Annotated in this window: 20 protein-coding genes and 2 pseudogenes; 9 read left to right on the top strand and 13 right to left on the bottom strand. The window is 71.2% G+C overall.

The window, feature by feature from the left end; translation table 11 throughout:
- Positions 1-56 precede the first annotated feature (56 nt).
- Positions 57-1,412, bottom strand: a complete 1,356-nt coding sequence (locus tag MU852_RS05920; RefSeq protein WP_430641198.1) for a dicarboxylate/amino acid:cation symporter — start codon at positions 1,410-1,412, stop codon at positions 57-59.
- 241 nt (positions 1,413-1,653) lie between these two features.
- Between MU852_RS05920 and MU852_RS05925 the strand changes: the two genes are divergently transcribed.
- From MU852_RS05925 to MU852_RS05935, 3 genes and pseudogenes are all read left to right on the top strand, one after another.
- On the top strand, positions 1,654-2,598 hold the full coding sequence (locus tag MU852_RS05925; protein ID WP_249751413.1) for a cache domain-containing protein: 945 nt from the start codon (positions 1,654-1,656) through the stop codon (positions 2,596-2,598).
- Positions 2,514-3,478, top strand: a pseudogene (locus MU852_RS05930) (sensor histidine kinase). Before MU852_RS05925 ends, MU852_RS05930 begins: the two are co-directional and overlap by 85 nt.
- A complete protein-coding gene (locus MU852_RS05935) occupies positions 3,478-4,818 on the top strand; it encodes a sigma-54-dependent transcriptional regulator (RefSeq protein ID WP_249751415.1) in 1,341 nt (446 codons plus the stop codon). The pseudogene MU852_RS05930 and the gene MU852_RS05935 overlap by 1 nt, the downstream one beginning before the upstream one ends.
- A 115-nt stretch (positions 4,819-4,933) precedes the next feature.
- On the opposite strand, the gene MU852_RS05940 is transcribed toward MU852_RS05935, so the two are convergent.
- Entirely contained in the window at positions 4,934-5,143 is a 210-nt protein-coding gene (locus MU852_RS05940) for a hypothetical protein (protein ID WP_249751416.1), read from the bottom strand.
- A gap of 14 nt (positions 5,144-5,157) precedes the next feature.
- Complete coding sequence (aceA, locus tag MU852_RS05945; RefSeq protein ID WP_249751417.1) at positions 5,158-6,438, bottom strand: isocitrate lyase; 1,281 nt, start codon at positions 6,436-6,438, stop codon at positions 5,158-5,160.
- A gap of 156 nt (positions 6,439-6,594) precedes the next feature.
- On the opposite strand from aceA, the gene MU852_RS05950 reads away from it, so the two are divergent.
- Entirely contained in the window at positions 6,595-8,022 is a 1,428-nt protein-coding gene (locus MU852_RS05950) for a helix-turn-helix domain-containing protein (RefSeq protein WP_249751875.1), read from the top strand.
- Here MU852_RS05950 and MU852_RS05955 read toward each other — a convergent pair.
- The 6 genes from MU852_RS05955 to MU852_RS05980 all read right to left on the bottom strand — a co-directional run bounded on the left by MU852_RS05955 (position 8,001) and on the right by MU852_RS05980 (position 12,150).
- Positions 8,001-8,408: a type II toxin-antitoxin system VapC family toxin gene (locus MU852_RS05955; RefSeq protein WP_249751418.1), complete on the bottom strand. Its 408-nt coding sequence runs from the start codon at positions 8,406-8,408 to the stop codon at positions 8,001-8,003. The two genes, MU852_RS05950 and MU852_RS05955, sit on opposite strands and share 22 nt — an antisense overlap.
- On the bottom strand, positions 8,405-8,659 hold the full coding sequence (locus MU852_RS05960; protein WP_249751419.1) for a type II toxin-antitoxin system Phd/YefM family antitoxin: 255 nt from the start codon (positions 8,657-8,659) through the stop codon (positions 8,405-8,407). The genes MU852_RS05955 and MU852_RS05960 overlap by 4 nt, the downstream gene beginning before the upstream one ends.
- Before the next feature lie 74 nt (positions 8,660-8,733).
- On the bottom strand, positions 8,734-9,564 hold the full coding sequence (locus tag MU852_RS05965) for a universal stress protein (protein WP_249751420.1): 831 nt from the start codon (positions 9,562-9,564) through the stop codon (positions 8,734-8,736).
- 85 nt (positions 9,565-9,649) lie between these two features.
- Positions 9,650-10,366, bottom strand: a complete 717-nt coding sequence (locus MU852_RS05970; RefSeq protein WP_249751421.1) for a hypothetical protein — start codon at positions 10,364-10,366, stop codon at positions 9,650-9,652.
- Positions 10,312-11,088, bottom strand: coding sequence for a hypothetical protein (locus MU852_RS05975; RefSeq protein ID WP_249751422.1), 777 nt, complete (start codon positions 11,086-11,088; stop codon positions 10,312-10,314). Before MU852_RS05975 ends, MU852_RS05970 begins: the two co-directional genes overlap by 55 nt.
- Before the next feature lie 72 nt (positions 11,089-11,160).
- Positions 11,161-12,150 (bottom strand): helix-turn-helix transcriptional regulator, encoded by a 990-nt coding sequence (locus tag MU852_RS05980; protein ID WP_249751423.1) that lies wholly within the window; start codon positions 12,148-12,150, stop codon positions 11,161-11,163.
- Between the two features lie 93 nt (positions 12,151-12,243).
- On the opposite strand from MU852_RS05980, the gene MU852_RS05985 reads away from it, so the two are divergent.
- On the top strand, positions 12,244-12,477 hold the full coding sequence (locus MU852_RS05985) for a hypothetical protein (protein ID WP_249751424.1): 234 nt from the start codon (positions 12,244-12,246) through the stop codon (positions 12,475-12,477).
- Here the strand turns inward: MU852_RS05985 and MU852_RS05990 are convergent.
- Positions 12,474-13,595 (bottom strand): acyltransferase family protein, encoded by a 1,122-nt coding sequence (locus MU852_RS05990; protein ID WP_249751425.1) that lies wholly within the window; start codon positions 13,593-13,595, stop codon positions 12,474-12,476. The two genes, MU852_RS05985 and MU852_RS05990, sit on opposite strands and share 4 nt — an antisense overlap.
- A 131-nt stretch (positions 13,596-13,726) precedes the next feature.
- Here MU852_RS05990 and alaS point away from each other — a divergent pair.
- A pseudogene (gene alaS, locus MU852_RS05995) lies at positions 13,727-16,389 on the top strand (alanine--tRNA ligase).
- A gap of 42 nt (positions 16,390-16,431) precedes the next feature.
- Here the strand turns inward: alaS and MU852_RS06000 are convergent.
- From MU852_RS06000 to MU852_RS06010, 3 genes are all read right to left on the bottom strand, one after another.
- Complete coding sequence (locus tag MU852_RS06000) at positions 16,432-16,986, bottom strand: DUF2939 domain-containing protein (RefSeq protein WP_249751426.1); 555 nt, start codon at positions 16,984-16,986, stop codon at positions 16,432-16,434.
- Between the two features lie 17 nt (positions 16,987-17,003).
- Positions 17,004-17,570 carry a DUF2939 domain-containing protein gene (locus MU852_RS06005; protein ID WP_249751427.1) on the bottom strand — a complete coding sequence of 189 codons (567 nt, stop codon included), beginning with the start codon at positions 17,568-17,570 and terminating at the stop codon, positions 17,004-17,006.
- Positions 17,571-17,689: 119 nt separating this feature from the next.
- A complete protein-coding gene (locus tag MU852_RS06010; RefSeq protein ID WP_249751428.1) occupies positions 17,690-18,910 on the bottom strand; it encodes an NADP-dependent isocitrate dehydrogenase in 1,221 nt (406 codons plus the stop codon).
- A gap of 180 nt (positions 18,911-19,090) precedes the next feature.
- Between MU852_RS06010 and MU852_RS06015 the strand changes: the two genes are divergently transcribed.
- From MU852_RS06015 to MU852_RS06025, 3 genes are read left to right on the top strand one after another with little or no spacing between them, the layout of a single operon-like run.
- Entirely contained in the window at positions 19,091-19,429 is a 339-nt protein-coding gene (locus MU852_RS06015) for a hypervirulence associated TUDOR domain-containing protein (RefSeq protein WP_249751429.1), read from the top strand.
- Positions 19,365-20,564, top strand: coding sequence for a DUF1176 domain-containing protein (locus tag MU852_RS06020; RefSeq protein ID WP_249751430.1), 1,200 nt, complete (start codon positions 19,365-19,367; stop codon positions 20,562-20,564). The genes MU852_RS06015 and MU852_RS06020 overlap by 65 nt, the downstream gene beginning before the upstream one ends.
- Positions 20,561-21,469: an NAD(P)/FAD-dependent oxidoreductase gene (locus MU852_RS06025; RefSeq protein ID WP_249751431.1), complete on the top strand. Its 909-nt coding sequence runs from the start codon at positions 20,561-20,563 to the stop codon at positions 21,467-21,469. Before MU852_RS06020 ends, MU852_RS06025 begins: the two co-directional genes overlap by 4 nt.
- The last annotated feature ends 4 nt before the right edge of the window (positions 21,470-21,473 follow it).

A 21,473-nucleotide genomic window follows, 5' to 3' on the forward strand; every position in this document is an offset into this window, starting at 1 on the left:
CCTCCCGGGCCGCCGTTGTCGCCGACGGTCCCGCCTTCAAAAGTTCGCCCGCGCGGTCAGTCGTCCGCGAGGACCAGGTCGTCGCCCGGCCCGGCGGCCGGATCGGGTTTGGCCGCGATGGGCGCGGGTTGGCCGTTCAGCGCGGCGTGCAGGGCGTCGCGGTCCAGCTGGCCCTCCCAGCGCGCGACCACCACGGTGGCCACGGCGTTGCCGATGAAGTTGGTCAGGGCCCGGCACTCGCTCATGAAGCGGTCGATGCCCAGGATCAGCGCCATGCCCGCGACCGGCACGTCCGGCACCACCGACAGGGTGGCCGCCAGGGTGATGAAGCCCGCGCCGGTGATGCCCGCCGCGCCCTTGGACGACAGCATGGCCACCAGCAGCAGCGTGATCTGCTGCCAGATCGTCAGGTCGATGTTCAGCGCCTGGGCGATGAACAGGGCCGCCATCGTCATGTAGATGTTGGTGCCGTCCAGGTTGAACGAATAGCCGGTGGGCACGACTAGGCCGACCACCGACTTGGCCGCGCCGGCGCGCTCCATCTTGGCGATCAGGCTGGGCAGGGCCGCCTCGGAGCTGGAGGTGCCCAGCACCAGCAGCAGCTCTTCCTTCAGGTAGCGGATCAGCTTCAGGATGTTGAAGCCGTTGGCGATGGCGACCAGCCCCAGGACGCCCACCACGAAGATGATCGACGTCAGGTAGAAGGTGGCGATCAGGGCGGCCAGATTGGCGATCGAGGCGATGCCGTAGGCCCCGATGGTGAAGGCGAAGGCCCCGAAGGCGCCGATCGGCGCGGCCTTCATGACGATGGCCACCAGCTTGAAGACGGCGATGCTCAGCGTCTCGAACAGGTCCAGCACCGGCTGGGCGCGCTCGCCGATCAGGGCCAGGGACACGCCGAACAGGATCGACACGAACAGGACCTGCAGGATGTTGCCGGTCGAGAAGGCGCTGACCAGGGTGTCGGGGATGACGCCCATCAGGAAGCCGACGATGGTGCTCTCGTGCGCGGCGGCGGCGTATTGCTCGACCGCGCCGGCGTTCAGCGTGGCGGGATCGATGTTCAGCCCGTGGCCGGGACGCACGATGTTGGCGATGATCAGGCCCACGATCAGGGCCAGGGTCGAGAAGGTCAGGAAATAGGCGAAGGCCTTGGCCGCCACGCGCCCGACGCTGCCCAGGTCGCGCATCCCGGCGATGCCGGTCACGATGGTCAGGAAGATCACCGGGGCGATGACCATCTTCACCAGCTTGATGAAGCCGTCGCCCAGCGGCTTCAGGCTCTCGCCGAAGACCGGCCAGAAGTGGCCGATCATCGCCCCCAGGGCGATGGCGATCAGCACCTGGAAATACAGGTGGCGATAGAACGGCCGGCGGACGGCCGGCGCGGTCTCGGAAGGGACTGGGATCACGAAAGGCTCCTGATGTGCGGGACGGTTTCCCGCAGTCTCCTCGACAGGCGCGATCTTCGCCACGCTCCGTGAGAGGACTATCGAGGAAGCGTCGGAGATCGACCAACCGCACTCGACGATTATTTCAGTTCGTTGATTAGGCTGGATATTGTCTCAATTCCGCCCTCAGTCGGGACGGCGAAAGTGCGATTTATCGCCCGCCCGCCTGGCGTCATCGTGCGATTTTTCGCACAATGTCGGCATGACCCACGCCGCCGCCCGCCGTTCGATTCCCGCCCTGCGCCGGGGCTGGATGCTGTTCGTCGCGGTCTGGCTGGTCGCGGCCGTCGTGGCGGCCCTGGGCGCCGGAGAGGCCGCCCGCCGCAACGCCCAGGCGGAGCTGGCGCGTCAGGCCGAGGCCGCCGCCGCCCTGCACGCGGCGGTCCTGCGCAGCGAGCTGGAGAAGCACCGCTCCCTGCCCCTGGCCCTGGCCGGCGACCCGGACGTGGAGCGGCTGCTGGAAACGCCCGGCGTCGCCCAGGTGGAGCGGGTGAACCACAAGCTGGAGGATCTCGCGCGCCAGACGCGGGCGGCGGCCATCTACGCCATCGACGCCGGGGGCCGCACGCGCGCGGCCAGCAACTGGCGCCTGCCGACCAGCTTCGTCGGCGCCGACTACGCCTTTCGCCCGTATTTCATCAACGCCATGAGGAACGGCCGGGCCGAGTTCTTCGCCCTGGGGACGGTGTCGGGGCGGCCGGGCCTCTATCTGGCGCGGCGGGTCGACCGCGCCGACGGAAGGCCGCTGGGCGTGGTGGTGGTGAAGGTCGAGTTCGACGCCCTGGAGGCGGAATGGCGCGCCTCGGGCGAACCGGCCTATGTCGTCGATCCGGGCGGAGTGGTCCTGATCACCAGCGTGCCGGACTGGCGGTTCCGCACCACCCAGCCGCTGGACGAGCGCCGTCGGCGCCTGACCCTGATCGACCAGACGCTGCGGCCCGAGTCGTTGCGCCCCCTGCCCTTCGCCACGCCGCAGGGCGACCGGCCCCGCCTGGTCCAGGCCTCGGTCGGCGCCGGGGAGCAGCGCTGGATGCACGCCCAGGTCGGCACGGCGACGCCGGGATGGACCCTGCACCTGCTGTCGCCCAGCCGGGGGCGATCGACGTGGCCGTCGGCGCCGCGCGCGCCCTGGCCGCCCTGGTCGTGACCCTGATCGCGGGGCTGGCCGCCGTCCTGCTGCGCCGCCGCCAGCAGGCCCGCGCCCGCGCCCGCGCCGAGGAGGAGGCGCGGCTGGAGCTGGAGCGGCGCATCGACGAACGCACCCGCGAACTGCGCGACGCCAACACCGCCCTGAACCGCCAGATCGAGGAGCGCCGCCGCGCCGAGGCCGCGCGCGAACTGCTGCGCGACGAACTGGTGCAGGCCAGCAAACTGGCCGCCCTGGGCCAGATCGTGGCCAGCGTGGCCCACGAGATCAACCAGCCGGTCGCCGCCATCCAGACCCAGGCCGAGACCGCCGGCGTCCTGATGGACCGGGCCGAGCCCGAACGGGCGCGCGGCGCCCTGGCGCGGATCGGCGACCTGACCCAGCGCATCGGCGCCATCACCCAGGAACTGCGCGTCTTCTCGCGCAAGACCGATCCGAAGATCGAGCCCGTGCGCTTGGAGGACGCCATCCACGGCGCCCTGCTGCTGACGCGCGGGCGGCTGGACGAGGGCGGGATCGAACTGATCCGGCGGGGCGACGCCGACGTGAAGGTGCGCGCCGACCGCTTCCGGCTGGAGCAGGTCATCGTCAACCTGGTCAAGAACGCCGCCGAGGCGCTGGAGGGCCGCCCCGGCGCGCGCCTGATCCTGGCGGTCGAGCACGACGCCGATCGCGTCCGCCTGATCGTGGCCGACAACGGGCCGGGCGTGCCCCCGCGGTGCGAGACCAGCTGTTCACCCCCTTCGTCACCACCCGCGCCAACGGCCTGGGCCTGGGCCTGGTCATCTGTCGCGACATCGTGGCCGGCTTCGGCGGCGAGCTGGACCTGCTGGACAGCCAGGACGGCGCGACCTTCGCCGCCACCCTGAGGAAAGCCTGATGAGCTTCGACCATCCCGCATCGGTCGCCCTGGTCGAGGACGACGCCGACTTCCGCCAGGCCCTGGTCGAGCGCCTGACGCTGGAGGGCTGCGACGTGCGGGCCTTCTCCGCGGCCGAGCCGGCGCTGAAGGTCCTCGACGCCGACTTCCCCGGCGTGGTCGTCACCGACCTGCGGATGCCGGGCCTGGATGGGCGCCAGCTGCTCAGCCGTCTGCAGGCGCTGGACCCGACCCTGCCCGTCATCCTGATCACCGGCCACGGCGACATCGCCGACGCGGTCGCGGCCATGCACGACGGCGCCTATGACTTCGTGGCCAAGCCGTTTCCGTTCGAGCGGCTGCAGGACAGCCTGAAGCGAGCCCTGGAGAAGCGCGGCCTGGTGCTGGAGAACCGCCGCCTGGCGGCCATCGCCGCCGAGGGGGGCCAGGAGCTGCCTCTGGCCGGATCGTCGCGCGCGGTCACCGCCCTTCGCGCCACCATCGCCCAGATCGCCGACGCGCGCATGGACGTGCTGATCGAGGGCGAGACGGGGACGGGCAAGGAGGCGGTGGCGCGGGCCCTGCACAATGGCGGCCGGCGCAGGCTGGCGCCCTTCGTGGCGGTCAACTGCGGCGCCCTGCCCGACGGCCTGATCGAGAGCGAACTGTTCGGGCACGAGCTGGGCGCTTTCGCCGGAGCCCTGCGCCGCCGCGTCGGCCATGTGGAGCGCGCGCACAACGGGTCGCTGTTCCTCGACGAGGTCGAGAGCATGCCGCTGGGCGTCCAGGTCAAGATGCTGCGGGTGCTGGAGGAGCGCGAGGTCCATCCGATCGGCGCCAACGAACCGCGCGCGCTGGATTTGCGGGTGCTGGCCTCGTCCAAGGTCGACCTGGGCGAGGCGGCCAAGGCGGGGACGTTCCGCGAGGATCTGTATTACCGGCTGAACGTGGTGCGGCTGCGCGTGCCGCCGCTGCGCGAGCGACGCGAGGACATCCCCCTGCTGTTCGCCCACTTCCTGCGCCGCGCCGCCGATCGCCACGGGGTGGAGCCGCCGGCGGTCGACGATGCGATCCGGCGGCGCCTGCTGGAGGCCGACTGGCCCGGCAACATCCGCGAACTGGCCCACTACGCCGAGCGCGTCGCCCTGTCGCTGGAAGAGACGGCCCGTCCCGCCGACGAGGGGCTGAGCCTGCCCGAACGTCTCAACCGCTTCGAGGCCGACCTGCTGCGCGCGGCGCTGGAGGCCCATCGCGGCGACATCGCCGCCGTCCTGGCCGAGATGCGGGTGCCGCGAAAGACGCTGTACGACAAGCTGCAACGCCACGGGCTGAAGCCCGCGGCGTTCAGATCGGGCAGTTAACGCGTCCTTCCGGGGCGCTCGAGGAGCGAACCCGGAACCCAGGAGGCGTGCGCCGGCCCTGGGTTCCGGGTTCTCCGCTGCGCGAAGCCCCGGAATGACGCCTAAAGGGTTAGGCTTATTCGTAGCCGTGGGCCGCCTCGTTGATGACCTGCGAGGGCATGTTGGAGAAGTCGACGGCCACCGGATTGGCGACCTTGGCCTGGTAGGTGCGCAGCACGTGCGTCAGGCGGCGGCGCACCTCGCGCTCGGCCTCGGTGCCGGCGTCCAGCGCCAGCGGGGCCAGGCAGAAGTCGATGATGGCTTCGGTTCGGGTCAGCGGTTCCATGATGGGTCCTTTCCTCAAGCCGCGTGGGTGAACTGGGCGGTCTCGGTCGAGTCCTTCAGCGCCGTCGTGGACGACGTGCCGTTGGAGATGACCGTGGCGACCTGGTCGAAATAGCCGGTGCCGACCTCGCGCTGGTGGCGGGTGGCGGTGTAGCCGCGCGCCTCGTTGGCGAACTCGCGCTGCTGCAGTTCCGAATAGGCCGCCATGCCGTTGTCGCGATAACCGTCCGCCAGCTCGAACATGGAGTTGTTCAGGGCGTGGAAGCCGGCCAGGGTCACGAACTGGAACTTGTAGCCCATGGCCCCCAGCTCGCGCTGGAACTTGGCGATGGTGGCGTCGTCCAGCTTGGCCTTCCAGTTGAACGACGGCGAGCAGTTGTAGGCCATCAGCTTGCCGGGGTGCTGCTTCTGGATCGCTTCGGCGAACTTCTTGGCGTCGTCCAGGTCGGGGTGCGACGTCTCCCACCACAGCAGGTCGGCGATGTTGGCGTAGGACAGGCCGCGCGCGATACAGTGGTCCAGGCCCGTGCCTTCCTTGAGGCGGAAGAAGCCCTCGGGCGTGCGATTGTCGCGGTCGATGAAGGGCTGGTCGCGCTCGTCGATGTCCGAGGTGATCAGCTGGGCGCTTTCGGCGTCCGTGCGGGCGACCGTGATGGTCGGCGTGCCGCAGACGTCGGCGGCCAGGCGCGCGGCGACGAGGTTGCGCTCGTGCGCCTGGGTCGGGATCAGCACCTTGCCGCCCAGGTGGCCGCACTTCTTCTCGCTCGCCAGCTGGTCCTCGAAGTGGACGCCCGCGGCGCCCGCCTCAATGAAGGCCTTCATGATCTCGAAGCTGTTCAGCGGGCCGCCGAAGCCGGCCTCGGCGTCGGCGACGATGGGGGCGAACCAGTCCCGCTTGGCCCCGCCCTCGGCGTGCTCGATCTGGTCGGCGCGCTGCAGGGTGCGGTTGATGCGGCGGCACAGTTCGGGCGCGGCGTTGGCGGGATACAGCGACTGGTCCGGATACATGGCGCCGGCCGTGTTGGCGTCGGCCGCGACCTGCCAGCCCGACAGATAGATGGCCTTCAGGCCCGCGCGGACCATCTGCATGGCCTGGTTGCCGGTCACCGCGCCCAGGGCGTTGATGAAGGGCTCGTCGTGCAGCAGTTGCCACAGGCGGTTGGCGCCGCGCTCGGCCAGCGAATAGGTGATCGGCACGGAGCCGCGCAGGCGCAGGACGTCCTCCGGCGTGTAGGGGCGCTCGATGCCGTCGAAGCGGCCGGCGGGGGACGGAACCAGGTCGGCGAAGGTGGTCATGATCGATCTCGTCTCTGGAAAGGCGCGGCCGGGGCCGCCGTCTCAGGGACAAGAACACGCCAGTGTCACGAACGATACATGGCAACCGCGAATGGCGAAGTCATGATGTCACAATATGACTTTGCTTTGTCGATCCAAAAGTGACATTCTGTGACCATGGACACGGCGGCGGATCGCAAGCTTTTCCTCGGCGCGCGGCTGAAGCGGCTGCGGCGCGACCTGTCGCTGACCCAGACGGCGATGGCCGCCGACCTGGGCGTTTCCCCCAGCTATCTCAACCACATAGAGCGGAACCAGCGGCCGGTGTCGGCCCAGCTGCTGCTGCGGCTGGCCGAGACATACGACGTCGACCTGCGCACCCTGAACCAGGGCGGAGAGGCGGACGAGGCGCGGCTGGCCGAGGCGCTGGCCGACCCGCTGTTCAAGGGCCTGTCCGTCCCGCGCCACGAACTGCTGGAGCTGATCGAGGAGGCGCCGGGCGCCGCCGACGCCCTGCTGCGCCTGTATCGCGCCTTCGACGACCAGCGCGCCCGGGCCCGCGCCGCCGCCGACACCGGCGAGGGCCTGCTGGAGGCCAGCCCGGCCGACTGGGTGCGCGAATACGTCCAAGCGCGCGGCAACCACTTCCCCGAACTGGACCAGATGGGCGAGGCGCTGGCCGAAGCTCTGGCCGCCGACGCCCCCGCGCACGGCGACGGCTTCGAGCCCGCCGCCCGCCAGCGGCTGGCGGCGAAGCACGACCTGGGCGTCCGCACCCTGCCGGCCGAGGTCATGGTGGAATGGACCCGCCGCTTCGACCTGCACCGCCGCCGCCTGCTGTTGTCCGACACCCTGGGCCCGGCCTCGCGCGCCTTCGCCATCGCCTACCAGCTGGCGCTGGCCGAGCACGGCCCCGCGCTGAACGCTCTGGCCGGGGCCGCGAACGCGCCGGACGAGGCGACCCGCGCGCTGCTGAAGGTGGCGCTGACCAACACCCTGGCCGCCGCGACCCTGTTGCCCTACGCCGCCTTCCAGCGCGCGGCCGAGGCTGCCGGCTACGACATGGCGCGGCTCCAGGCCCGTTTCGGCGTCAGCTACGAACAGGCGGCGCACCGGCTGACCACCCTGTCGCGGCCGTCGGCGCGCGGCGTCCCCTTCTTCCTGATGCGGGTGGACCAGGCGGGCAACATCTCCAAACGCTATGCCGCCGGCGCCTTTCCCTTCTCGCGCTTCGGCGGCGCCTGCCCGCGCTGGCGGCTGCATTCGGCCTTCCGCACGCCGGGCCGGATCGTCACCCAGATCATCGAGACGCCGGACGGAAACCGCTGGTTCACCTTCGCCCGCACGGTCGAGCGCCAGGGCCACGACGGCTACGGAGAGGCGCACGACCTGGCCGTCGGCCTGGGCTGCGAACTGCGCCACGCCCACCGCCTGGCCTATGCGCGCGGCCTGGACCTGGAGCGGCCCGACGCCACCCCCATCGGGCCGGCCTGCCGCCTGTGCCACCGCCACTGCGCCGAACGCGCCGCCGCCCCCATCGACCGCCCGCTGGCGGTGGACGACTGGTCCAAGTCGGTCAGCCCCTATCCGTTCGCGGCGGGGTGAGGGGTAAGACCCGACCTCACGTCCGTGCGGGCGAAGTCGTCGCCGACGTAAAGCAGCGGGCAATCGGCCGAAACCGCCGCCTCATAGGAAAAGCAGTCGCCGAAGTTCAGCCCGGCCGGATGCGCGCCCTTGCCCCACCGGCCGTAAGCCCGCGCGACGCGTCGCGCCGCAGCCGGCGTGACGGCCGCCTCTTCGAAGCCCAGACCGTCGATCAGCGCCTGCATCTCCTCGCCCAGTCCCCTGCGCGCGGCGACGATCAGGGCCTCGGCGACGGTGGCCGTCGAAATCCGCAAGACGTCGGCTTCCTCCAACGCCTCGGCGCAGGCGTCCGCCTCCGGCTCGCCCAACAGGATCGCCATCAGGGCGGAGGTGTCGACCGCGATCATTCGGGCAGGCCGTCCGCCCCATAAAAAAGAAAGTCCTGGCTGCGGGAGGCGGCCGGTCCGTCAACCGCAGCGGCCTTGACGCCGGCCGATTGGCGCACCGTCTTCAGAAGCGTGCGGCGCGCGTCCCGATCCGGCGCAGCCCGCATCGGAGCCAGCCTCACCGCCGGATGGCCGTGCCGGGTCAGCACCACCTCTTCACCCGCTTCGGCCCGCCGGACCAGGTCGGTCAGCTGGCCCTTGGCGTCCGTCACAGAAACTTCCATGGGTCCGCTCCTTCCGGGCCAATATGGACCATTGAATGGTCCATAACAAGAGCGCATCCGCCTCAGTGGCTGAGCAGCAACCAGGCGGGGCAGCGGGCGATCAGGGCCTGGGTGACGCCGCCCAGCACCCATTCGCGCAGGCGGGAATGACCCCAGGCGCCGGCGACGACCAGGTTGGCGCCCGTCTCCTCCACGCAGGCCAGCAGCCGGTCGCCCGCCGGGCGGTCGTCGGCGATGCGGACCTCGCCCTCGGCCGCTGCGCCGTGGCGACACAGCCAGTCGGCCACGTCCCGCACCCGCGCCTGGGCCGCGTCCGCCTGGTCGGGGGCGCAGATTTCGACCACCCGCACGGCCTGGGCCCGGCGCAGCAAAGGCAGGGCGCCGGCGGTCGCGCGCTGGGCCTCGCGCCCGTCCTGCCACGCGACCAGGGCGACGCCGTCCAGCGGCGCGGCCTGGGCCTGCGGCGGGGCGATCAGGACCGGACGGCCGGCGGCCATGACCAGGTCGCCCGCATCCGGGGCGCGATAGGGGCGGCGGCCCCCTTCGCGGCCGATCAGCAGCAGGTCCGCGGCGCGCGCCTGACGCGCCAGCCAGGCCGCCGGATAGCCGATCTGCGCGCGCCAGGAATGGCGTACGTTCGCCGCCTCGGCCGTCGCCGCGAAGCGGGCGCGGGCCTCGGCCAGTTCGGCGGCGGCCTGGTCGCGCCGCAGGGACAGGATTTCGCCGGCCATGCCGCCCACCGCGGCGACGTCCGCCAGGGGCGGCTCGGCCTCGCTGACCGAGACGCCGATCACCTCGGCGTCCAGCGCCCGCGCCAGATCGCAGGCGAAGCCGATCCGCGCGACATTGTCCGGCTCGTCGTCCACATAGACCATCAGATTGGCGCAGGTCATGGCCAGGCTCCTTTGTGTTCGAAGCCTGGATGCGCCCGCCCGGGCCGCCGCGCCTTGATCCGCATCAATCCCTGGACGCGGCGACCTAGATCAGCACGACCCGCCCGCCGTCCATGCGAAAGGCGACGCCGGTGCGCTGGAACAGGCGGGCGACGACGGCGGCGGGGTCGGCCGCGCCCTGGTCCAGCAACTGTTCGACGCCCAGGCGCAGCGAGGGGTCGCGCGACACGCCGGTCAGGGCCGACAGCCATTCCTCGCGCGTCAGGACGCCGTCCGGCTGGGCCAGCAGGGGCTTGATGAAGTCGAACCAGTCGCCGCCGGTCCGGGCCTTCTGCGCGCCCTCGGCCGCCATGGCGAACACGGCGCCGCAGGCGTAGTGCGCCCGGTGCTCGCCCCGGTCTGCGGCGGTGACGACCGAGCGCCCCTGGGTCAGCCGCACGCAGTCGTCCACCTCGGTCTGCAACTCGGCCCGGGCGTCATAGGCGGGGTTCAGCGTCTTCAGCGCCCGCACCGCCATCAGGTCGGCGCCGCCCTCGGTGATCCACATGTCGCGGGCGTATTCATAGCGCACCGCCTGCCCCAGCCAGAAATGCGCGCCCTCGTGGCCGATGAACCAGTGGGCGCGGTCCAGCGCCTCCCGGTCGGGGTTCAGCACCCCTTCCCCCTCGAAGCTCATGGAGATCATGCCCGGCAGGACGCTGCCGCCCATGCTGGACAGGGACCTGGTCGGGCCGGTCCAGCTGACCATCAGGGTCGGGGCGTCGCCCGGCGCCGGCCCCAGCCGCCGGGCGTAATAGCCCATGACGCGCGGGGTGAAGCCGGCCAGTTCGTCGCCCAGCCAGCGCGGCAGGCCGGGATCGACACCACGGTGGTCACGCCGTCGCCCTGGCGGGTCGTCGCCTCGCCGAACAGCACATAGGTCTCGGCCTCCACGGCCGTGACCTCGGCCCGCCGTTCGCCCTTGAACAGCACCGGCCCGGCCGCGTCGCGCCAGGTCACGCGCGCCGGCCCGCCCGGCACGGCGACCCCGTTCAGGTCGCGCGGCAGGTCGCGGGCGGCGGCGGCGGCCTCCAGCGGGATGACGTCGAACTGTTCGGAATAGAGGGCCACGGTCCCGTCCGAGAAGACCAGCGCCGGGTCGTATGCCGCCTCCAGGTCGCCGGGGCGCGGCCGCATCCGGATGCTGACGCGACGCGGCACGGGCCCGCCGTCGGTCGACCGCAGCACGTCATAGTCCCCGACACGCTCGATCGTCACGCCCGGCGTCTGGACCGTCCACCAGTCCGGCCGCCACGGCCGGCGGCTGTCGCGCAACAGCGCCGAGTTGAAGAAGGCCCACGCCGGCGCGTCGCGATCCAGCACATAGTCCACGCTCCAGTCGTCGCCGTCGCGCACCACCGAGACCTCGACCCTCGGCGCCTGCTGGGCGGACGACGGGGGCGGCGCGGCGACGGGGGCGCAGGCCTCCACGCACAAGGCGGACAGGGCCAGGAAGGACGCGGCGAGGGCCGGGCGACGGGGCATTCGGATCTCCACTGACAGGAAGAGGTCCAACGGCTTAGGTCGGCGGCGCGCCCGCGTCACCTTAAGCCTTGGTCATCCTCCGGCGGCGTCCAGAGCGCGCCGGGCGGCGTCCAGTTCCCCGGCCATGACCGCCTTCAGCCGTTGGGGGGCCAGGATGGTCGCCTGTTCGCCCCAGGTGAACAGGTGCCAGGCCAGTTCGCGCATCCCCGAGGCGCGGAAGCGCACGATCACCGACCCGTCCGGCTGGTCCTCGAAGCTCTGGGTCGGGTGCCAGCGCCAGCCGCGCGCCTCGGCCGCGCCCTCGGGCGAGATGCGCAGGACCACGTCCTCGATCTCGTCCTGATAGATGCCGAAGGACTGGCTGGCGAAGACGGTCAGGTCGAAGTCGGCGGGCGGGGCCGCCACGCCCTCCTGCGGGGCGACGTGGCTCATCCGGTCCAGGCGGAAGGTCTGGATGCGGCCCGTCTCGCGGTCGGCGGCGACCAGATAGTTGGCGCGGCCGAACATGACGCCGCACGGGGCCACGCTGCGCCGTCGCGGCTCGGCGCCCGGTCGGCAATAGGTGAACCCCAGCGGCTGCTGCGCCAGGACCGCCGCGCGGATCGCCGTCAGCATGGCCTCGTCCGCCGAGGGGCGCGGCCCGGCCTGGACGGCGATGGTCTCGGCCCGCACCAGGGCCTCCAGGTCCGGCGCCATCCGGTTCAGCGTGGTCGAGCGCATGGCCGCCTTGATCTTGCGCTCCAGCCCCTGCAGGGCGGCGGCCCGCACGGGTTCGCCGGCGGCGGTCAGGGCCGCGGCCGCCTTGGTCAGCTCCAGCATCTCGGTCGCGGTCGGCGCCTGTTCGAAGGCCGACAGCCCGCCCCGGATGCGCCAGCGCTTGGTCGGCGGGTCCGACACCTCGTCCACCTGGGGGAACAGCATCAGCACAGCGTCACGCATCCGCTCGGCGGTGCGGCGGCCCACGCGCATCTCGCGCGCCATCTCGTCGATGGTCAGGCCCTCGGCGCTGGCGGCCATGCGCCGCGCCAGTTCGATCACCATCGCCGCCTTGTCGTGCCGCACCGCGCGCCCTCGAAATGATACGTCCGTTTCTGGCGCAATGCTGCTCCATAACGTCCTCATCGACAAGAGGCGAACGCTTCAGGAGATCCTCACATGGCCCGCTTCCGCCCCCACCCCGCCCACGCCGCCGTCAACGCCGAACGCTACATCATCGTCCCGTGCGAGGCCGACGGCTGCGCCGACCTGGCCGTCATCTGGGACCGGCTGGAGGAGCAGGTGGTGGACGTCGTCTTCGCCGCCGCCAGCGCCCGCTATTCGGACGAGGACGCCCTGTGGGACGAAGGCCGCTTCGGCCAGGTTCAGCCCGAATGGCGGATGGCCGCCTAGGCCGTCTCGGCGGCGAGGACGGGCCGCGCGCGCCGCGCGTCCCGCCGCTTCAGCCAGCCGTTGACCCAGTCGCGGCCCGGCGTCTCGATCCAGCGGTAGGTCAGGGCCGACAGGCCGACGATGAAGGCCAGCACCGCCAGGGCGAACAGGTCGTTCAGCCATACCGAGCCGAAGTCGATGCGCCGGTTCTCCATGATCCCGGCCTTCCGCGCCACGATCAGCATGACGGTGATGACCAGCATGTGGGTCATGTAGATCGAATAGGACCAGTGGCCGAGGCGCAGCAGCGGCCGCGCCGACAGCCAGCGCGACACCCGCCCGGCCTCCGAGGCGAACACCCAGATGCAGACGGCGAAGATCAGCGGCGCCAGCACCGTCCACGGCCCGCGCGCCAGCGACACATAGGCCACGGCGGCGATCAGGCTGATCGGCTCCAGCCACCGGACCAGGCCCTGCCCCGGATCGGGCGCCGCGCTCCAGATGCGCTGCACCAGACAGCCCAGCAGGAAGCCGTACATCGCCCGGGGAAAGCCGAAGTTGTAGGTCGTGTTCATGTAGCGCGGAGCAAAGGTCAGCACGACCAGCGCCCCGACCACGGCCAGGATCACGGCGATCGGCGTGAACCGGCGCGGCGCCGCCAGCAGCATCAGGGCGAACAGGACGTAGCAGCCCATCTCCACGCTGATGCTCCACGCCGGCCCGTTCCAGGTCAGGTGATGATGGAGGCCGAAGGCCTGGACCAGCAGGATGTTGGAGATCAGATACTGCGGCGCCCGGTCGCCGGAGAAGGGCGGCACGGCGTCGAAGCGGAACCACAGCCGACACAGCTCCAGCAGCACGAAGGCGGCCAGGATCGCCATGTGCAGCGGCCACACCCGCCCCACCCTTCGCACCAGGAAGCGCCCCGCGTCGCCGACCGTGCCGATCCGCCCGCTATAGGCGTGGGCGATGACGAAGCCGGACAGGACGAAGAAGAAGTCGACGAACAGATAGCCGTGGCGGGTCAGCGGCAGCGCGTGGAAGTGGCTGCTGACGGGCAGGTGGAAAAAGACCACCAGTATGGCGCAAAGGCCCCTGAGCGCGTCCAGCACGTCGAACCGGGTGGTCTTGGAGATCATCCCGCCCCATAGCGCCAACCCGCAGCGGGCGATAGCGGGGCGTTGAGGTCGCGAAACGCATGGCCTCGCGCGCCGCGACGCCCTATATGGCCTGTTTCCCCAAAGCCCCGCGCCTAAAAGCCCGAGACGCCATGCCCAGCCTGAACGAGATCCGCTCCACCTTCCTGAACTATTTCGCGGCCGACGGCCACGAGAAGGTGCACTCGGCTCCGCTGGTGCCGCAGAACGACCCGACCCTGCTGTTCGTCAACGCGGGCATGGTGCCGTTCAAGGACTATTTCACCGGCGCCGCCAAGCCGCCCTATCCGCGCGCCACCTCGTCGCAGAAGTGCGTCCGCGCCGGCGGCAAGCACAACGACCTGGACAATGTCGGCTACACCGCCCGGCACCTGACCTTCTTCGAGATGCTGGGGAACTTCTCCTTCGGCGACTATTTCAAGGAACACGCCATCGAGCGGGCGTGGAACCTGGTGACGCGGGACTTCGACCTGGATCCCAAGCGGCTGATGGTCACCGTCTATATCGACGACGACGAGGCGGCGGCGATCTGGAAGAAGGTCGCGGGCTTCTCGGACGACAAGATCGTGCGCATCGCCGGCTCGGACAACTTCTGGGCCATGGGCGAAAACGGCCCGTGCGGCCCCTGCACCGAAATCTTCTGGGACCACGGCGACAGCGTGCCCGGCGGCCCTCCCGGCAGCCCGGACGAGGACGGCGACCGCTTCGTGGAGATCTGGAACAACGTCTTCATGCAGTTCGAGAAGGAGAACGATGAGATCGTTCGCAAGCTCGAAAAGCCGTCCATCGACACCGGCATGGGCCTGGAGCGCATGACCACCGTGCTGCAGGGCGTGCATTCGGTCTATGAGACCGACCTGTTCAAGACCCTGATCGCGGCCTCCGAGGACGCCACCTCGACCAGGGCCGAGGGCGAGCGCAAGCCCTCGCACCAGGTCATCGCCGACCACCTGCGCTCCTCCTCCTTCCTGATCGCCGACGGCGTCACGCCGTCGAACGAGGGGCGCGGCTATGTCCTGCGCCGGATCATGCGCCGCGCCATGCGCCACGCCCACCTGCTGGGCGCCTCGGACCCGCTGATGCACCGGCTGGTGCCGACCCTGGTGGCCGAGATGGGCGCCGCCTATCCCGAACTGGCCCGCGCCCAGGCCTTCATCGAGGACACGCTGAAGCAGGAGGAGATCCGCTTCCGCACCACCCTGTCCAAGGGGATGGCCCTGTTCGACACGGCGGTTCAGGGCTTCCGCCCCGGCGACATGCTGGACGGCCAGACCGCCTTCACCCTGTCCGACACCTACGGCTTCCCGCTGGACCTGACCAGGACGAGGCGCGCCGCCGCGGCTTTTCCGTCAACGTCGAAGGCTTCGAGGCGGCGATGGCCGAGCAGCGCCAGCGCTCGCGCGAGAACTGGAAGGGCTCGGGCCAGACGGCCAACGCCGGCGAATGGCTGGCCGTGCGCGACCGCATGGGACCGACCGTCTTCACCGGCTATGACGCCGTCGAGGGATCGGGCGAGGTCCTGGCCCTGATGAAGGCCGGCCAGCCGGTCGAGGCCGCCGAGGCCGGCGACATCGTCGAGGTCCTGTTCGACACGACCCCCTTCTACGCCGAAAGCGGCGGCCAGGCGGGCGATCACGGGACCCTGGAATGGTCCGGCGCCGACGGAACCTCGGGCGACGCCGAGGTGATCGACGTCAAGAAGCACGCGGGCGACCTGCACGTCCTGTCGGTCCAGGTCACGGCCGGCAAGCTGGAGATCGGAACCCGCGTCGCCCAGCTGGTCGACGCCGACAAGCGCGCCACGACGCGCGCCAACCACTCGGCCGCCCACCTGCTGCACACGGCGCTGAAGAACGTGCTGGGCGCGGCGGTGGCGCAGAAGGGCCAGCTGGTCGACGCCGAACGCGCGCGCTTCGACTTCAGCCACTCCGCCCCCGTGACCGAGGACGAACTGGCCGCCATCGAGGCCGAGGTCAACGCCGTGATCCGCCAGAACGTGCCGGCCGAAACCAGGCTGATGGCCCCCGCAGACGCCATCGAGGCCGGCGCCATCGCCCTGTTCGGCGAGAAGTACGGCGACGAGGTCCGGGTGCTGACGCTGGGCCGGTCGCTCACGTCCGACAACGCGCCCTATTCGGTCGAACTGTGCGGCGGCACCCATGTGGCCCGCACCGGCGACATCGGCCTGTTCAAGGTGGTGCAGGAGACCGGCGTCGCCGCCGGCGTCCGCCGCATCGAGGCCCTGACCGGCGAGGCGGCGCGCCTCTATCTGGAGGGCCAGGCCAAGGTCGCGCGCGGCCTGGCCCGCGACTTCAAGATCCAGCCCGCCGACGTGCCGGGCCGGGTCGAGGGCCTGCAGACCTCGGTCAAGGCGCTGGAGAAACAGGTCGCCGAGCTGAAGAAGCAACTCGCCCTGGGCGGCGGCTCGGGCGCCGAGGCGGCGCCGGAGGAGATCGGCGGGATCAAGCTGATCGCCCGCGTGCTGGACGGGGTGGACGGCAAGGGCCTGCGCGGCGTGGCCGAGGACTTCAGGAAGCAGGTCGGCTCGGGCGTCGTGGCGCTGATCGGCGTCACGGACGGCAAGGCGGCGGTCACCGTCGCCGTCACCTCCGACGTGACGGACCGCGTCAACGCCGCCGACCTGGCCCGCGCGGCGGTGCTGGCCATGGGCGGCCAGGGCGCCGGCGGCAAGCCCGACTTCGCCCAGGGCGGCGCGCCCGACGGCTCCAAGGCCGAGGACGGCCTGGCGGCGGTCCGAGCGGCGCTTCAGGGCTAAGATCCTCCCCGTGCAGCGCAGCGAAACGGGGGAGGATCTGCGCTACATCATCGGATCGGGCGTCAGGTCCACGCCCGACAGCCTCCATGTGAACGGCCCCCGACGGCTCATGATCAGGACCAGCGCCTCGTCGGGCTGGTCGTCGCGCGTCAGGGTCACCGCGAACGTGTTCACCCCGCGATAGGCCCAGGCCTGGTGCACCCTGTCCTTGGGGACCGCCGGCGTGTCCTCGGACGGCGCAGGCTCCTCCGGTTCGGGGCGTTCGGCCGAGCGGACCATGGCGGCGATCGCCTGGGGGGTGACGAAGCTGTCGACCGCGCCGTCGACCAGGCTGGGCGCCAGCAGCATCCCCAGCGCCGCCAGCCCCCGGTCGTCGCCGGCCCGCTCGCGGATTTCCACGGCGGCCCGCGCGTTCAGCTCGGTCTTCAGGCTCTGGCGAAAGGCCGGGAAATCCACGCGCCGTTCCAGTCCGGCTGCGTCGCCCGCGCGCGCCGCGCGGATCAGTCCCTGCGCGGCGACGAAGGGCGAGACGAAGGCCGCGATCACGACGCCCGCGACGACGGCGATCCCCAGACCCAGAAGAAGCTTGCGACGCATTGGCGTGACCTTGGCGTTCAGGCGGCGGGAGGGACGGGCGCGGGCGCCGGCGGCAGGCCGATCTGGACCAGCCGCCATTCGAACGGCCCGCGCCGCTCGAACGTGAAGACGGTGCGGGCGCCCGCGCGGTCGGACACCGCCAGCCGCGCGCGGTTGACGCCCCAATAGGCGGGGCGGGGCCAGGGCTTGCGCACCGGCTCGGCCGCGGCGGGCGGCGGCGTCGCGGACCAGCGGTCGGCCTGGCGCCCCTCCCCCCGCGTCAGGGCCGCCAGGGCCGCCGGCGTCAGATAGGCGTCCGCGTCGGGCGGGCGGATGATGGGATTGTTCTCGAACTGGCGGCGAAGCGCGCCGATGGGGTCTTCCAGGAAGGCGGGCGGCGGGGCCATCGCCTCGGCCCGGCCGGTCAGCTGCGGCCGGATCGACTGGCGCACGGCGTTGAAGTCGATCAGCCGGTTCAGCCCCTGGACGTCGCTGGCCTCGGCCGCCGAACGGATGGCCAGGAAGGCCACGGCGGGCGCCGCGAAGAAGGCGACGACGGCCAGGACCACCGCCGCCAGGATCAGATTGCCGAACAGCCGCTTCACGCTTGCACTCCCCACGGCCATCATGCACGGCCCGGACAGGTGCGCAACGAAAAGCCCCGCCGGATGGCTCCGACGGGGCTTTGAAATCCTCCGCCGCGAGGCGGGGAGGACCTTCTGTCTTACGCCGCTTCGGGCAGGGCGGCCTTCAGGTTCTCGGCGACCTTGTCGAGGAAGCCCTCGGTGGTCAGCCAGCCCTGCTGGTCGCCGACCAGCAGCGCCAGATCCTTGGTCATGTAGCCGGCCTCGACCGTGTCGACGACGACCTTCTCCAGCGTGTCGGCGAAGGTATCCAGCGCGGCGTTGCCGTCCAGCTTGGCGCGGTGCTTGAAGCCGCGCGTCCAGGCGAAGATCGAGGCGATCGAGTTGGTCGAGGTGGCCTCGCCCTTCTGGTGCTGGCGATAGTGACGGGTCACGGTGCCGTGGGCGGCCTCGGTCTCCAGCACCTTGCCGTCCGGCGTCATCAGCACCGAGGTCATCAGGCCCAGCGAGCCGAAGCCCTGCGCCACGATGTCGGACTGGACGTCGCCGTCGTAATTCTTGCACGCCCAGACGAAGCCGCCCGACCACTTGATCGCGGCCGCGACCATGTCGTCGATCAGGCGGTGCTCGTAGGTCAGGCCGCGCTTCTTGAACTCCTCGGCGTATTCGGCGTCGAACACCTCCTGGAAGATGTCCTTGAAGCGCCCGTCATAGGCCTTGAGGATGGTGTTCTTGGTCGACAGATAGACCGGATAGTTGCGCGCCAGGCCATAGCCGAACGAGGCGTGGGCGAAGTCGCGGATCGAGTCGTCCAGATTGTACATGCCCATCGCCACGCCGGCGCCGGGGAACTGGAACACCTCGTGCTCGATCGTCTCGCCGTCGTCGCCGACGAACTTGATGGTCAGCTTGCCCGGGCCGGGGACCTTGAAATCGGTGGCCTTGTACTGGTCGCCGAAGGCGTGGCGGCCGACGACGATCGGCTGGGTCCAGCCCGGCACCAGGCGCGGCACGTTCGAGCAGATGATCGGCTCGCGGAAGACCACGCCGCCCAGGATGTTGCGGATGGTGCCGTTCGGCGACTTCCACATCTTCTTCAGGCCGAACTCCTTCACCCGCGCCTCGTCGGGGGTGATGGTGGCGCACTTGACGCCGACGCCGTGCTTCTGGATCGCGTGGGCCGCGTCGATCGTCACCTGGTCGTCGGTGGCGTCGCGGTTCTCCATGCCCAGGTCGTAGTAGTCCAGCTCCAGGTCCAGGAACGGGAAGACCAGCTTGTCCTTGATCATCTGCCAGATGATGCGGGTCATTTCGTCGCCGTCGATGTCGACGATGGGGTTCTGGACCTTGATCTTGGCCATGGGGGCGTCCGCCTCTGCTCTGGGGAAGGAATGTCGTGGCGGCGATATAGCCGCCGCGAACGGCCGCGCAAACCCCGACCGCCGTCGACCCCGCCCTGAAAAAGCCGCCCACGGCCAAGCTGAACCGTTCCGGAGCCGGCGGGTTATCTCCGCCCATCGGCGAAGCAAGGCGGGGTTTGGATGCAAGATGAGGACCGAAAACTGCTGGATCGCTGGATCCTGACCTTCCTGGAACCTCCGCCCGTCGTCGATCCGGAACTGATGCGCCGCCTGCTCGCTGAGCATGACGCCAGGACGGAGCCCGCCATGACCGACAAGACCTTCAAGCCCGGCGACACGGTGCGCTGGGACCACAGCCAGGGTTCCAGCAAGGGCGAGGTGGTGCGCAAGCTGACGCGGCCGACCAAGATCAAGGGCCACAAGGTCGCCGCCTCTCCATCGGAGCCGGAGTATCTTGTCGAGAGCGACAAGACCGGCGCCCGGGCCGCGCACAAGCCCGACGCCCTGCGCAAGGCCTGAGCGGGAGACCACCGATGAGACCCTGGCGATCTGCAGCCTGTCCGCCCTTCTGCTGGCCGGGTGCGGCCAGGGCGCCGGCCAGAAAGGCGACGACCAGGGCGACGCCGCCGCGCCGGCCTTGCCGGCGGCGATGGACCGACCGGCCGGCGATGTTCTGTCCGCCCGACCCGAACAGCGCGCGTTCCGCGACTGGCGCGCCGCCTGCGACAACGGCGCGGCCTGTTTCGCCTTCGCCCCGTCCAGCCTGCCCGACCAGGGCTGGCTGCGCCTGGCCCTGGCGCCCGAGGCGCAGGCCGCGCCCCGCATCGCCGTGGGCCTGTGGTCGCCGGGCGCCGAAGGGCTCGCCCCGACCGCGCCCCTGACCCTGACCATCGACGGCCGCGCCTTCGTCACGCAGCGAGACCCCGACGCCGACCTGCCCGTCAGCCAGGTGGAGGCCGCGGACGCCCCCGTCGTGGCGCGGGCGCTGGCGGCCGGCCGAAAGGCGATCCTGTCGGCGGGCGGCCAGCGCGTCGACCTGTCCCTGTCCGGCGCCGCGGCGGCCCTGCTGTGGATCGACGAGCGGCAGGGCCGGCTGGAAACGCCCGGCGCCCTGGTCCGGGTCGGCGACCGCCCCGCCTCGACCCGCGCGCCCGACCTGCCCCGGGTGACCGCCGCCCCGCCCGCCGATCAGGCCGGCTTCGGCGACGAGGACCAGACCCTGCCCAGGACCCTGGAGGCCCTGCCCGCCGTCAAGGCCTGCCGCCAGGAGACGGCCTGGAACGACTATGTCCAGAAGGCCGTCTTCTCGGCCCGGCTCTCGGCCGACCGGGAGCTGTGGGCCGTGCCCTGTTTCGCGGGGGCCTACAACCTGGGCTCGGCGGTCTATGTGACCGGGCCGAACGGCGCCGATCCCACGCCCCTCGCCTTTCCCGTCGCCGAGGGCGGGACGGTCGACACCGTGGTCAACGCCGCCTACGACCCCGCCACGCGCAGCCTGAGCGCCTTCAACAAGGGCCGCGGCGTCGGCGACTGCGGCGTGGCCCAGCGGTGGGTCTGGAACGGGCGCGGCTTCGCCCTGGCCGAGCAGTCCGAGATGCGCGACTGCGCCGGCGTGCCCCGCGACCTGTGGCCCAGCCTGTGGCGCAGCCGATGAGCGCCCCCGAGGTCGTGATCGTCGGCGCCGGCCCCGCGGGGCTGACGGCGGCCACGTATCTGGGTCGGTTCCGCCGCCGGGTGCTGGTCGTCGATGCGGGCGAGCCGCGCGCCTGTTGGATCCCCCTCAGCCACAACATGCCCGGCTTCCCCGCCGGGGTGTCGGGCCCCGACATCCTGCGCCGGATGCGCGAACAGGCGCTGGAATACGGCGCCGAGATCCGTCCGGGCCGGGTCGAGCGCCTGATGCGGGACGAGGACGCCTTCGTCGCCGTGATGGACGGCCAGCGGATCGGCGCGCGGGCGGTGCTGCTGGCGACCGGCGTGGTGGACCACCATCCCGACCTGCCCGGCGTGGAGCGCGCCGTGCAGCGCGCCCTGGTGCGCATCTGTCCGATCTGCGACGGCTACGAGGCCACGGACAAGGCCGTGGCGATCCTGGGCGACAGCGACAAGGGCGCGCGCGAGGCGGCCTTCATGCGCACCTATTCGGACCGCGTGACCCTGATCCACATCGGCCCGGCCGACAGACTGACCCAGGCCGACGAGATGGCCCGCCTGGGGGTGGAGGTGATCGCCGCCCCGCTGGAGGCCGTGCGCCTGGAGCAGGATCGCGTCACCGCCCTGGGCTGGGGCGGCCAGAGCCGCGCCTTCGACCTGGTCTATTCGGCGCTCGGCACATCGCCCAACGCCGAACTGGCCCGCGACCTGGGCGCCCGGCTGGCCGCCGACGGACGGCTGGAGGTCGACCTGCACCAGGCCACCAGCCTGCCCGGCCTGTGGGCCGCCGGCGACGTGGTGCGCGGCCTGAACCAGATCGCCGTCGCCACCGCCGAGGCCGCCGTCGCCGCCACCGACATCCACAACGCCCTCAGACGCGCCGACGGCTGGACGGTGGCGGACTGACGAA

The sequence above is a fragment of the Brevundimonas albigilva genome (assembly GCF_023503965.1).
Taxonomy (GTDB): Bacteria; Pseudomonadota; Alphaproteobacteria; order Caulobacterales; family Caulobacteraceae; genus Brevundimonas; species Brevundimonas albigilva.

What these genes read in the sequence shown, in the direction of transcription:
- MU852_RS05955 (WP_249751418.1), bottom strand. Translation starts at nt 8,408, where the DNA reads ATGATCGCGGTCGACACCTCCGCCCTGATGGCGATCCTGTTGGGCGAG.
- aceA (WP_249751417.1), bottom strand. Translation starts at nt 6,438, where the DNA reads ATGACCACCTTCGCCGACCTGGTTCCGTCCCCCGCCGGCCGCTTCGAC.
- MU852_RS05925 (WP_249751413.1), top strand. Translation starts at nt 1,654, where the DNA reads ATGACCCACGCCGCCGCCCGCCGTTCGATTCCCGCCCTGCGCCGGGGC.
- MU852_RS05935 (WP_249751415.1), top strand. Translation starts at nt 3,478, where the DNA reads ATGAGCTTCGACCATCCCGCATCGGTCGCCCTGGTCGAGGACGACGCC.
- MU852_RS05940 (WP_249751416.1), bottom strand. Translation starts at nt 5,143, where the DNA reads ATGGAACCGCTGACCCGAACCGAAGCCATCATCGACTTCTGCCTGGCC.
- MU852_RS05965 (WP_249751420.1), bottom strand. Translation starts at nt 9,564, where the DNA reads ATGACCTGCGCCAATCTGATGGTCTATGTGGACGACGAGCCGGACAAT.
- MU852_RS05970 (WP_249751421.1), bottom strand. Translation starts at nt 10,366, where the DNA reads ATGGGCTATTACGCCCGGCGGCTGGGGCCGGCGCCGGGCGACGCCCCG.
- MU852_RS05985 (WP_249751424.1), top strand. Translation starts at nt 12,244, where the DNA reads ATGGCCCGCTTCCGCCCCCACCCCGCCCACGCCGCCGTCAACGCCGAA.
- MU852_RS05950 (WP_249751875.1), top strand. Translation starts at nt 6,595, where the DNA reads ATGGACACGGCGGCGGATCGCAAGCTTTTCCTCGGCGCGCGGCTGAAG.
- MU852_RS05990 (WP_249751425.1), bottom strand. Translation starts at nt 13,595, where the DNA reads ATGATCTCCAAGACCACCCGGTTCGACGTGCTGGACGCGCTCAGGGGC.
- MU852_RS06010 (WP_249751428.1), bottom strand. Translation starts at nt 18,910, where the DNA reads ATGGCCAAGATCAAGGTCCAGAACCCCATCGTCGACATCGACGGCGAC.
- MU852_RS06000 (WP_249751426.1), bottom strand. Translation starts at nt 16,986, where the DNA reads ATGCGTCGCAAGCTTCTTCTGGGTCTGGGGATCGCCGTCGTCGCGGGC.
- MU852_RS06025 (WP_249751431.1), top strand. Translation starts at nt 20,561, where the DNA reads ATGAGCGCCCCCGAGGTCGTGATCGTCGGCGCCGGCCCCGCGGGGCTG.
- MU852_RS06015 (WP_249751429.1), top strand. Translation starts at nt 19,091, where the DNA reads ATGCAAGATGAGGACCGAAAACTGCTGGATCGCTGGATCCTGACCTTC.
- MU852_RS05975 (WP_249751422.1), bottom strand. Translation starts at nt 11,088, where the DNA reads ATGCCCCGTCGCCCGGCCCTCGCCGCGTCCTTCCTGGCCCTGTCCGCC.